11 protein-coding genes and 1 pseudogene are annotated in these 10,759 nt (G+C 55.7%); 3 read left to right on the top strand and 9 right to left on the bottom strand.

Annotation, left to right across the window (positions count from 1 at the left end; all coding sequences use genetic code 11):
• Both MVB78_RS09750 and MVB78_RS09745 read left to right on the top strand, forming a co-directional pair.
• Positions 1-1,438: amylo-alpha-1,6-glucosidase (locus MVB78_RS09750; protein WP_297490808.1), on the top strand; the 1,438-nt coding region annotated here is incomplete at its 5' end.
• On the top strand, positions 1,425-2,333 hold the full coding sequence (locus MVB78_RS09745) for a glycoside hydrolase family 130 protein (protein ID WP_297490806.1): 909 nt from the start codon (positions 1,425-1,427) through the stop codon (positions 2,331-2,333). The genes MVB78_RS09750 and MVB78_RS09745, both read left to right, overlap by 14 nt.
• Here the strand turns inward: MVB78_RS09745 and MVB78_RS09740 are convergent.
• Together MVB78_RS09740 and MVB78_RS09735 are read right to left on the bottom strand one after the other, a co-directional pair.
• Positions 2,316-2,984: a TIGR00703 family protein gene (locus MVB78_RS09740; RefSeq protein WP_297490804.1), complete on the bottom strand. Its 669-nt coding sequence runs from the start codon at positions 2,982-2,984 to the stop codon at positions 2,316-2,318. The two genes, MVB78_RS09745 and MVB78_RS09740, sit on opposite strands and share 18 nt — an antisense overlap.
• 36 nt (positions 2,985-3,020) lie before the next feature.
• Complete coding sequence (locus MVB78_RS09735; RefSeq protein WP_297490813.1) at positions 3,021-3,446, bottom strand: DUF371 domain-containing protein; 426 nt, start codon at positions 3,444-3,446, stop codon at positions 3,021-3,023.
• On the opposite strand from MVB78_RS09735, the pseudogene MVB78_RS09730 reads away from it, so the two are divergent.
• A pseudogene (locus tag MVB78_RS09730) lies at positions 3,445-3,729 on the top strand (hypothetical protein); the annotation flags it as partial. The gene MVB78_RS09735 and the pseudogene MVB78_RS09730 overlap by 2 nt on opposite strands.
• 20 nt (positions 3,730-3,749) lie before the next feature.
• Here the strand turns inward: MVB78_RS09730 and infB are convergent.
• The 7 genes from infB to MVB78_RS09695 form a co-directional block, all read right to left on the bottom strand.
• Positions 3,750-5,555, bottom strand: a complete 1,806-nt coding sequence (gene infB, locus MVB78_RS09725; RefSeq protein ID WP_297490802.1) for a translation initiation factor IF-2 — start codon at positions 5,553-5,555, stop codon at positions 3,750-3,752.
• Positions 5,556-5,653: 98 nt separating this feature from the next.
• On the bottom strand, positions 5,654-6,178 hold the full coding sequence (gene ndk, locus MVB78_RS09720) for a nucleoside-diphosphate kinase (protein ID WP_297490811.1): 525 nt from the start codon (positions 6,176-6,178) through the stop codon (positions 5,654-5,656).
• 41 nt (positions 6,179-6,219) lie between these two features.
• Positions 6,220-6,909: an ATP-binding cassette domain-containing protein gene (locus MVB78_RS09715; protein ID WP_297490800.1), complete on the bottom strand. Its 690-nt coding sequence runs from the start codon at positions 6,907-6,909 to the stop codon at positions 6,220-6,222.
• Positions 6,893-7,342, bottom strand: a complete 450-nt coding sequence (locus tag MVB78_RS09710; RefSeq protein WP_297490798.1) for a hypothetical protein — start codon at positions 7,340-7,342, stop codon at positions 6,893-6,895. Before MVB78_RS09710 ends, MVB78_RS09715 begins: the two co-directional genes overlap by 17 nt.
• Positions 7,339-8,094 (bottom strand): hypothetical protein, encoded by a 756-nt coding sequence (locus MVB78_RS09705; protein WP_297490796.1) that lies wholly within the window; start codon positions 8,092-8,094, stop codon positions 7,339-7,341. The genes MVB78_RS09710 and MVB78_RS09705 overlap by 4 nt, the downstream gene beginning before the upstream one ends.
• Entirely contained in the window at positions 8,091-9,698 is a 1,608-nt protein-coding gene (locus MVB78_RS09700; protein ID WP_297490794.1) for a CGP-CTERM sorting domain-containing protein, read from the bottom strand. Before MVB78_RS09700 ends, MVB78_RS09705 begins: the two co-directional genes overlap by 4 nt.
• Positions 9,695-10,588, bottom strand: a complete 894-nt coding sequence (locus MVB78_RS09695; protein ID WP_297490791.1) for a hypothetical protein — start codon at positions 10,586-10,588, stop codon at positions 9,695-9,697. Before MVB78_RS09695 ends, MVB78_RS09700 begins: the two co-directional genes overlap by 4 nt.
• Positions 10,589-10,759: the final 171 nt, after the last annotated feature.

The raw sequence follows: 10,759 nt of genomic DNA, 5'->3' as shown, positions 1-10,759 counted from the left end.
GCTGAGGGTCGAGAGCAACTTCACGAGGGAGGGGGAGAACCTCAGAGCCAAAATCGAAATCCCGCCCGGGAGAAAGGAGGAACTGTTCATCCGCTTCGTTCCCGGGATGAGGGGAAAGGCCTCGGGGATGGTGAGCGAAGAGCAGATAACCCTCGAAAACACTGTCTTCACCGGCTCAACAGCTCTTAACGGGGTCTTTGAGAGGGCCCTTGAAAACCTGAGGGCCTTAACGCTCTCAACTGTATACGGCCCCGTGCCCCTCGCTGGAATTCCTTACTTCGCCTGCCCCTTCGGGAGGGACGCGATAGTAACCTCTCTCTTCCTCCTCCCCTACTACCCCGAATACGCGAGGGGGACGCTCGGGCTGTTCGCCTCCATTCAGGGGAAGAAGTACGACGAGCTCAGCGAGGAAGAGCCCGGGAAGATCCCCCACGAGTTCCGCCTCGGGGAGCTGGCCCAGTCCGGAAAGGTTCCATTCGGGCCCTACTACGGCACGGTTGATGCCACACCGCTCTACGTGGCGTTGGCCGGGGAATACCTCCGCTGGAGCGGGGATAAAAAGCTGATGGACGAGCTCCGCCCGAACGTGACAATGGCCGTCGAGTGGATTCTGAGGAACCTTGAGGATGGATACATAGCCTACGTCCCCGGCATACTCGGGAACAAGGGGTGGAAGGACTCCAGGGATGCGATAGTTGACGAGAACGGAAGGCCCGCCAAACCGCCGATAGCGCTCGTCGAGGTTCAGGGCTACGCCTACTGGGCACTGAAGCTTGCAGGGGAGCTCGGGCTTAGCAACCTTGATTCAAAGACGCTCCTCAGAGAGGCTGAGAAGCTGAGGAAGAGGTTCAACCGCGACTTCTGGGTCGATGGCTACTACGCCTTGGCTTTGGATGGGGATGGAAAAGCACTCCGCGTCATTTCCTCCAACATGGGGCACCTTCTCCTCACCGGGATAGCGGAGCACGGGGAGGAGGTAGCAGAGAGACTTTTTGAGCAAGATATGCTCTCAAGGCACGGGATAAGGACGCTGAGCTCTAAAGAGAAGGCCTACAACCCCTTCAGCTACCACCGCGGAAGCGTGTGGCCCCACGACAACGCCCTGATAGCGCTGGGTTTAGCCAAAATCGGGAGGACAGACCTCGCGAAGGAACTCGCCGAGAGGATTTTTGAAACGGCCAAGCTCATACCATGGAGGGAGCTACCCGAGCTCTACAGTGGGCTGGACGAGCTCGTGCCCGTTCCCAGGGCCAACTCACCGCAGGCCTGGAGTGCCTCAAGCCTCTTCGCCCTCGTCACTGCCTCGCTGGGCATGGAGACCGGTGAGCGATTAACCGTCCGGCCGGCCGAGGGCGTTAACTTCCTCGTCAGGGTAACTTTCAGGGGACGGAGGTACATGATACGGGCAAATGGAGGGGTTGAAGTTGAGCCCCTCTGAGCTCTACTTCTCTTTCAGAAAGCTCCAGAAACCTGTTCTCTCGCCATCTGAAGAGGGCTTCGACTCGAAGAACACCTACAACCCGGCCGTAGTCCTCAGGAGAGAAACCTTCGTCATGCTCTACCGCGCCGAGGCGAAGGGAGACAAGCTCACCGGGAGAATTGGACTTGCCCTGAGCGAAGACGGGGTAAACTTCATTAAACACCCAGAACCGGTCGTGGAGCCCGAATACGGCTGGGAGAAGGCTGGGGTTGAAGACCCGAGGGTCGTGAAGGTCGGGAAGACATACTACATGACATACACCGGTTACGACGGGGAAACCGCGAGGCTCTGTGTTGCGACCTCAAAGAACCTCCTCAACTGGAAGAAGCACGGGGTGGTCTTTGACGAGTTCCCCTTCGAGAAGAACGGAAGGTCCAACTGGACGAAGAGCGGGGCGATAATAACCGAGAAGATGCGCTCTGGGCCCTTCAAAGGCAGATACATCATGTACTTCGGGGATTCGAACGTCTGGCTGGCCCACTCAAAGGACTTACTCCACTGGGAGTACGAGGCAAGGCCCGTTCTAAAGCCGAGGGGCCACCTCGTCGAGCCCGGCCCGCCCCCGGTAGTCACTGAGAAGGGGATACTCCTCATACACAACGAGGCATTCTGGAGGGATGAAGGGCTGACCTACACAGTTCAGGTGGCGCTCTTTGATAGGGAAGACCCGAGGAAGTTGCTCTGGAGGAGCAAAAGGCCCATACTTGAGCCGGAATTTGAGTGGGAGAAACGGGGCTGGGTTGACAACGTGGTCTTCGCGGAATCCCTTGTTGAAAAAGATGGAAGAGGATACCTCTACTACGGCGGGGCCGACAGGTACGTTGGTCTTGCAATCTCAGTCGAGCATAGCTAAAACCTTATCGACTTCGTTCGAAACCTCAACGTCGAAGAGGTGTATCGTCGGCAAAAGCCACCAGAGGCGGTACTGGTGGGCCTTGTCTTCCTCGCCGAAGTACTGGAAGACGAACCTTCCGAAGCCCGTCATGTCGCGGTGTACGTCCCTGACCTCCCTGAGAACCCTCCTGACCTTCGGCGGGTACTCCTCGTAGGGGAGCGGAATGCTCTTCACGAAAACCCTGTCCTTGAAGAAGTCCGTTGTAAGGCCAACGCTCCCAACGTGCCTCCCTAGCTGGTTGAACTTCTTCTCTGCCCAGAAGCGGTGGAGGATTATCCTCGGGTCTTCCTTCGCCAGAGGGAAGTTTTCTTCTTCGGTGTCGAGCCAGAACTCAAGGTAGGGCTGGCCCCTCTCTATGAGTATCCTCGCCAAAAGCCTGGCGTTCTTTGGTATTTCCCTCTGGGTCTCGCTGATGTGGTACTCCCTGCCGTTCTCGCTGTAGGTTTCGCCCTCTTCTCTCGTTCCGGCCTTCGAGACGAAGTAAGCCTCCCTTCCATCAATGGTTCCGAGGTGCAGGTCGTAGCCCCAGGCCTTGAGGCTCTTGAACTTAAACCTCCTCTCCGCCGGAACAACGCCGGTGTTCTCAACTATGTAGTAGCCTTCGAGCATTTTTCCTCACCTCAGGTTATTAAAAATGAAGGACTTTTAAAGGTTTTCATCGATTACCAGCTCCACCTCGGCCACGGTCTCCGGGTTCCTGAGGAGCTCAACAATGCGTCTGTCTATGTCTTTAGCCGCTTTGTTGGCCCTCACCGCGAGGGTTCTGGCGTCTATGTAGGTGCTCTTCCTCACAACCATCGAGTACTCGTGATCGAGGATCAGGCGGGGGTCTCCGTGGGCGATGACCTCATCAACAAAACCGCCGACCTTAATCCTGACGATGAGCCTTTTTCCCATTCTAAGGGCACGCTTGAAGTCCTCACTCAGGTCTTTCAGGGACTTATCGGCTGAAACGCAGAGTATGCAGTCCCCCCTTGGCGTGAGATAGTCCTCCTTCGTGAACTCCAGCGTCGACTTGTGGGTTGCCCTGACGTTCTCGTGCCCCCTGCAGTGGATTACCTCCCTCAGCATGTTGGCCACCGGCATGATTTGGGCAGGGGTTATTAATAGGGTTCCCAACAGGGGAACTGTTGGCCTCGTCAGCGACGACGGTCTTGGAGTGATCGAAGGAGAAGGAGTGAGGGAAGCGGCCGAGCCTCTGGTAAAAAGCGGCGTTGGAAGAATCGTTTACGTCTCCTGCAATCCAAAGGCGTTTAAGCTCGACTACGAAAGACATCTGAAGGCTGCATACCTCTTTGAGAGCGCGACTCTCATCGACATGTTCCCGCACACGCCGCACGTGGAGGCGGCGATGTGTTGGAAAAGAAAGCGTGATCAGACCGCCTTCCAGAAGGGATCCCTCTTCGCCTTAACCTTTGCGGTCATCTTGAGGGCCTTTATATCGCTCTCGTCCAGCTCGCTTTTGAGCTGTTTGGCGAGCAGGATAACGTCGTTCTTGCTCAGGTCAACGTAGAGCGTCTCTCCGGGGTGGATGTGTCTCCCAACCATCACGCCTTCGATGGCCACCGCCACCGCATCGCCCTTCCTCGCCTCCTGTACGAAGTCGTTCTTGCTCTTGATGGACTTTATGACCCCAGCTTTCTCACCGTTCTGCTTGATGAGGGCTACACCGGGACGTATACGGCCTTCTACCACCTCAACCCCGACTATCGCCGGCTTGCTCCTCCTGAAAACGTAGCGCTCGTCCGGGTACAGGCGGATGACACCCGGGAAGGTTACACTCTTGAGAAGCTCGCGCTTCCTCCTCTCCTCCTCCGCCTTGATCCAGGCTTCATAGTCCTCTATGAGCTTGTAGATGATGTTTCCAACGAAGATGGGCACGGCCTTTGCCTTCGCGACCTCCTCGGCGTCCTCGTTGACCTTGACGTTGAAGCCGAGCACAACGCCGTACTTTGGCTCCTCCTCCCTAACGCTCAGCGCTTCCATGACGTCGGTCTTGCTTACGTTCCCGACGTCGGCCTTCCTTATCGGGATGTTCTTCTCGCCCAGCTCCTTGCTGAGAGCTTCGAGTGAGCCGAGGGTGTCTGCCTTGACTATGACGCCGACCTTTCCTGTGCTTATGACGACGCTCTGTATCTGGTTCAGGATTTCCTGCTTGGCCCTCTCGATCTCCTCCCCCGAGCGGGCCGCTATGACCGGAGAGCCTGCCAAGGCCTCCTCAAGGCCCGGGGCAGCTATCTTTATGCCCGCGGCGGCCGTAACCTCCTCAACCTGGTCGAAGCGGAACCTCGGATCGCGTATCTCGTCGAGGGGTTTGGGCTTGAGCAGGGCACGGATCTTGGTGACTATCGCCTTGTCTTTGCCACCGACCACTATGGTGTCGTCCCTGCGGAGCGTTCCGTCGTAGATTATGACGTCTATGGTTGTTCCCAATCCAAGCTCCTCGCGGACTTCGAGAATCGTCCCGCGGGCCGGTCCCTCGACCTCTATCTTGAGCTTTTCCTCAAGGTACTTCTGGGAAAGACCCGCGATGAGAACGAGAAGCTCCGGAACACCGATCCCGTACTTGGCCGAGATGGGGACTATGGCGAGCTCTCTGGTAAAGTCCTGGACGCGATCGAAGCGGTTCGCGTTGAAGCCCATCTCATAGAACTTTCCTATTAGCTCCCAGAGCTTGGTTTCGAGCTCCTGAACGGCGCGCTGATCCTGCTTTTTGACGTTCATCAGGAAGGGCTCGTCCTCCTTGACCTTCCAGCCCTTTATCCTGTCTATCTTGTTGGCGGCGACTATGAACGGAGTCCTGTTCTTCCTGAGTATCTCGATGCTCTCCACCGTCTGGGGCTGGAAGCCCTCGTTGATATCAACGAGCAGAACGGCCAGGTCTGCTAAGCTTCCGCCGCGCGCGCGCAGACTTGTGAAGGCCTCGTGGCCGGGAGTGTCAATGAAAAGCAGCCCGGGGAGCCTTATCTCGCCCCTCCAGAGTTTGATGAGCGGGCCGGCAAGCTGCTTAACGGTATCGATGGGAACTTCTGTTGCGCCTATGTGCTGGGTTATCCCGCCCGCCTCCTTACGTGCTACATTAGTATTTCTAATACGATCAAGTAAAGTGGTTTTTCCGTGGTCAACATGCCCGAGAACCGCGATGATGGGCTGCCTGATCTTTCCCGCCATATTCTTCACCCCCGACCTTAACTCCGGCGGGGGCTTTTAAAGGGTTCGGCGCAAGGATTAAAAATCACCGTAGTGAAGGAGAGAAGCAAAAGGGCAATTGTGATAGACTAACGCTCCAAGCAGTCCATCTCGTCCATGTATTCTTTCTTTGCCTTCGCATGGGTGTGATAGAACCAGTCGGCGGCCTTGCAGTACTCGAATATCTCTTCTGGCCTAAAGTAGAGGTTTATCTCCCTCTCAGCACTTTCGGGGCTGTCACTTGCGTGGATGACGTTGTATATTGAATCGCCTATATCGAGGCCGTAGTCGCCGCGTATGCTCCCTGGCTCGGCATCCTTCGGATCCGTGGCACCACACATCCTCCTGACGACGCTTACGGCGTAGCGCCCCTCAACGACCATGACGACGCTCGGTGCCTTGGTGATGTAGTCTATGAGCCCCTCGAAGAAGGGCTTCCCGCGGTGCTCCTCGTAGTGCCTCTCCGCCAACTCGCGGGTTATCCATATCATCTTCATCCCGACTACCTTGAGGCCGCGCTTCTCGAACCTTGCGATTATCTCCCCCATCAGGCCCCTGACAACGGCATCGGGCTTCAGAATAACGAGGCTTCTTTCTATCTGCTTCTCGGCCATCGGCAACACCGCTTCCCATTGGAGTCAAATCTAAAAAAGGTTTAGGTGAGCGCGTCCATCCAGGCCAGATACCTCCTGGCGACGGCCTCGTTGTAGGGGCCGTTGTAGGTGAGCTTTCCGCCCTCTAAAACCACCATCTGGTCTATCCCCAAGTTGAGGGGGATGTGGCTCGCTATGATGAGGCTCGTCTCCCTGGAGAGCCTTGAGAGGGCCCTCGCTATTATTATCCTGCTGTCAGCGTCGAGGCCGCTGAAGGGCTCGTCCATCATTATGAGCTCTGCATTGCTCGACAGCGGCTCTACCATGGCCACCCTCCTCCTCAGCCCCTTTGAAAGCTCCCCGACGCGCTTGAAGAGGTGCTCTTCGAGTCCAAGGGTCTTGAGGGCCCTCTCGACCCTTCCGGCTCCGTAGACATCTGAGAGCAGCTCCACAACGGTTGAGACCCTCAGCATGTAGGGCAAGTCCTCAACGTCCCTGACGTAGAGCATCCTCGGGTAGAGCTTCGAGGGCTCTTTGAAAGGATCTAGACCGAGCACCTCAACCGATCCCTCCGTCGGTCGGTGGAGCCCGGATAGAACCCTCATCAGCGTGGTCTTACCGCTTCCGTTGGAGCCCAAGAGGAGGGTCCTTCCCTTCCCTACCTCTAAGCTCAGGTTATCGAGGGCGACGTTGTAGCGGAACTTCACCGTGAGATCTCTAACTTTGGCCACGGCTTCACCCGACCTCTGCATCTATCACCACCGCCTGTCCGTTCCTCCTCGGGACTATCCTGCAGGAGTTCGGAATAACGATGTGGACGTGGAAGTAGAGAAACGGATCCCTCCTGTTGAAGGTGAACCTCTGTGGACCGCTCCCCCTGAATTCCCGACCGTTCATTGTTACGACGGTTACCGTGTAGTTCTCGCTGCCGCACGCAACCCCGGCGAGTCCAACGCTTAGGGAGGTTTTTCCGGGCTTCATCGGCCAGAAGACGTCGAAGCTATAGGTGACGTTCCTGTCCACGGCCCTGCCGAATTTCATGAGGGACTCGAAGTTGTCCAGCCTGATCTCAGCGTGCATCCTTCCCTTCAGCGGGCTCCAGTAGGCCATCCCAAATGAGGCGGCGAGGGCCGAGAGGGTGAGCGAAAAGACGAATATCAGCGTTAGCAGCTTCCACCACTTCATACGCCCATCCACCTCCTCTGGAACGCGACGACCATGCCGGCCGTTAGGCCCGCCGAGATGCCGAGGTAGACCCACACCGTCTCCCACCCAAAGGGCAGCTTGCCAGAGAGGAGGAAGGCGAGAAGGAGCGTGAACACCACGGCGAGGTCAAGCCTACCCCACAGGGCGTAGGTTGAGTAGATGGAGATGGCGAGCATCAGGAGGAGCGACCAGAGGATCCCGTTGAGAAGGAGAACCGAGGAGAGGCTGACGCCGGAGAGCCAGTTCTTAGCGACGAAGGCGAGGGGAAAGGAGAGGGCAAGGAAAAGCGGGAAGATGAAGAAGAGGGCCAATAGGAGGCCCTTCAGGCCCACTCCCACCGGACCGGAGCGCTCCCTGAAGAGTATGGGGACAAAGGAGGCCCTGAGGCGGTAGACAAAGGGAAAGAGCGCAACCATGACGGCTATTCCAAGTACCGAGGATATCAGCCCCGAGTTCGACCAGACGAGGGAGCCGAATATCCCAGTTATGCGCTGCTTTACCGCCAGGTAGTGGCGGGCGTAGTAGGAGGGGGCCTTCTCGGCCCCCTGGCCGGAGAGCTGCCCCGGGGCGCCAAGGATGGGGGTTATCGAGCCGCCGATTATCGAGGCCTTGTAGATCGAATCCGCGGCCACGTAAGCCGTTATCGAGCCAATCATAACTGCCGCTAAGACAACGGCCAGAACCTCAACCCACAGGTAGTCTGAGAGGGAGTTCTTGAGGATGGCCTTCATCTTTTCAACCTCCTCCTTAAGAGCGGGATCACCGAGAGGGCCAACAGGATCGCCGGGCCGCATATTCTGTGGTTTCTGCCTTTCGTTCTGGATTCCCCCATGCTTGCACTCTGACTTGACGCACTCCTTGAGATGTTCGCGCTCGAACTCGTTGGAGACGAAGCGTTAACCCCCGTCACATTGAAGCCGCACTGCCTCAATTTGCCCTCAACGTTGGAGTATATCTTTTCAAGTGCCGAAACATTTACGCCGGTCTCCTCGAAGCCGTTGAGGGTGTTCATGAAGTCGTCCATCAGGGTGCTCTGAATCATGTTCCTGCAGATCCCTATTTTGCGCCACCCCTTTAAGAGTTCCTGGGGGGTGTAGAGGCTGGGATCGTACTTGACGACGATGGTACCGTTGTTAATCCAGACGAAGTTCAGCATCAGGTAGGGGGCGTTGAAGGCCTTAGCGTACTCGCTTGGAAGGGGCAGGACGAGGAGATTGGAACCTTTTGAGGGGGGAAGCGTGAAGTCGATAGCAAGAACTTTATTTTCAGAACCCCACGAGGCATATAAAACAGGTAGAGGACCCTCTCTATGAATAATGTCCGTCAATATGAGTTTCTTGATCTCGCTCTCGTTCTTTGTCTTTAAATAATCTGTGAGCACCTTTTTCACGTATTCACCTGCGGACATGTTGTCTATCTCTGAGGGCAAGTTCGGGCTTCCTGTCTGGTAGGTTCTTATCAGGTACGTGTGGTTGAGGGGCATTATGAAGTCGGGCCTGTTGGAGTAGTAGTTCAGGAACATTGTTCTACCCAGGTAGATGACGCTGGGGAGCATGACCTTGTTCGTCAGGTTGCTGGCGAGGGAGCTTATTAACTCGGATGACTCGCTCACGTTCTTTGAGAGCTTTGCCTTCTGGATTACATCCTCCGCCACCCACGGATTGGTCTCGATCTGGTTCAAAACGCTTCTAAGGTTGTGCAGGATGGATTTGGGAAAGTACTTGGCGTCCGCCATGGGGGTCCAGAAGGGGGTTACGCCGATGTACCTCTTCGTCCCGTTGTCGAGGAGGTAGCCCTCCCCGGTAAGCCTGTTTATGAGGAACCTTATCGTCATGTTGGCCGGAAAGCCGTAGTCGAGGGGGTTGAGGCTGTGGTAGATGTAGTCCTGAACTGCGTAGCTCCAGTACATCTCCAGTCCCTTTATCTCCACCGTAACCATCTCGTAGGTTTCGTTGTACCTCTCGTAGTCTATGGTTATCCCCCTCGTCATAAGGCCGAGGGGCCGGTACTCCCTCTGGCCCGTTTTGACCGTGGCGTTTATCAGGGTGACGGTAAGGTTGTACTGGGGGTAGGTCACGTTTTTAACACCATGTATCTCGACCGTTATGTTCTTCACGCCCGGACAGCCGATCAGTATGGGGCCGCTCACACCTATCCAGTAGGTGTCGTTCACCTGATAAGCGAGCTCGCGGATCTTGTCTATTTGAGCGCATTTGGGTAACGGATAGGGAATCATCCTGAAGTCCTTGGTGAGGGGGTAAACGTTTACCTGGGCTGAAGCGTAGTTAGAGACCAGCAGGAGGGCGAAAAATAAAAGGGGGAGGAGCTTCTTCATCCGTCCACCTCCTCAAAGTTAAGCGGAAAAGTATAGTCCTCAGATCCATAAATCTGTTCCGGCCCTATAAAGAAGAGCATCCCACTGCTGAGGTCGAAGTTCCTGAGGTAGGTGTGCTCGTAGTGGGTTGACTCGGGTGCAAATGAGTTCCCTTCGATCGAGGGCATCGGTTTCGCCGAGAGCGGGCAGAATCCAAAGCTGCACGTCTCTGAAACGGTTCTGGTGAGGGTCCCATTGAATTCAAGCTCCGCGTAGTAGACGTGCCTGTGGAACGTTACCTCCACGCCGTACGTGTAAGACTGGGAGGTCTTGTAGACGTTGGTTATTGAGTAATCCACTCCCGCCTCAAGGCTGAAGAGCTCATCGAGTACCGGAACCGAGGCTCCCAAGGAGGCTTTAACCTTCTGTTCGGCCTCGTACTCACTGGATGCCGTGACGATGTACACGACTTTGTAATCAACGGTTCCAGCTTTTCCAGCGGTGTAATAGTGCTTGTAGGGCTGAACACCATACTTTTCATACCCGCTGACTGTTGGGTCGCTGAACTCTTCGTAAACTCCCCTTCCGTAGTCTGTCGCCCCGATCTTGGTTATTACCATGAACTTCTTTCCAGATTGCTCTGTGAGATCATAGACCGGACCGTGCACAAAGATGCCGGCGCTTATGACGTCCAGACCGTCCCAGGGAATGGTCATTCCTATCGGCCCTATGGTCTTGGAGCCAACAAGGGGTGTTAGTGGCTCGTATATGCTCTCGTCATTAACTCCGCTCCAGCTCTGGCTCTTAAAGTACATCACTGCATCCGTCGTAGGCACCCCTGTTGCACCTACTGCTGGCATGACTGCTCCTACTAAAAAAAACATTCCGAGCAGTGCTAAGACTTTCTTCATTTGGACACCTCCCTAAGAGTGGTGCAGTAGATCTTCTAACTCCTTCCTTATAAGACTTTCGTTTTTCCAATGTAAAAAAATTGACATTGGAAGAAGTTATAATGGAGAATGTTAAAGGAATTCTACCAGCCGAAACCAGCATCACCGCCTCCCAAAGACCGCGGCAATTAA

Source organism: Thermococcus sp. (genome assembly GCF_026991495.1).
Lineage (GTDB): Archaea > Methanobacteriota_B > Thermococci > Thermococcales > Thermococcaceae > Thermococcus.
This window is presented reverse-complemented; position numbering and strand designations above follow the sequence as displayed.

Coding starts and splice junctions, on each gene's coding strand:
- MVB78_RS09710 (WP_297490798.1), bottom strand. CDS start 7,342: ATGAAGTGGTGGAAGCTGCTAACGCTGATATTCGTCTTTTCGCTCACC.
- MVB78_RS09695 (WP_297490791.1), bottom strand. CDS start 10,588: ATGAAGAAAGTCTTAGCACTGCTCGGAATGTTTTTTTTAGTAGGAGCA.
- ndk (WP_297490811.1), bottom strand. CDS start 6,178: ATGGCCGAGAAGCAGATAGAAAGAAGCCTCGTTATTCTGAAGCCCGAT.
- MVB78_RS09715 (WP_297490800.1), bottom strand. CDS start 6,909: ATGCAGAGGTCGGGTGAAGCCGTGGCCAAAGTTAGAGATCTCACGGTG.
- MVB78_RS09740 (WP_297490804.1), bottom strand. CDS start 2,984: ATGCTCGAAGGCTACTACATAGTTGAGAACACCGGCGTTGTTCCGGCG.
- MVB78_RS09700 (WP_297490794.1), bottom strand. CDS start 9,698: ATGAAGAAGCTCCTCCCCCTTTTATTTTTCGCCCTCCTGCTGGTCTCT.
- MVB78_RS09735 (WP_297490813.1), bottom strand. CDS start 3,446: ATGCTGAGGGAGGTAATCCACTGCAGGGGGCACGAGAACGTCAGGGCA.
- MVB78_RS09705 (WP_297490796.1), bottom strand. CDS start 8,094: ATGAAGGCCATCCTCAAGAACTCCCTCTCAGACTACCTGTGGGTTGAG.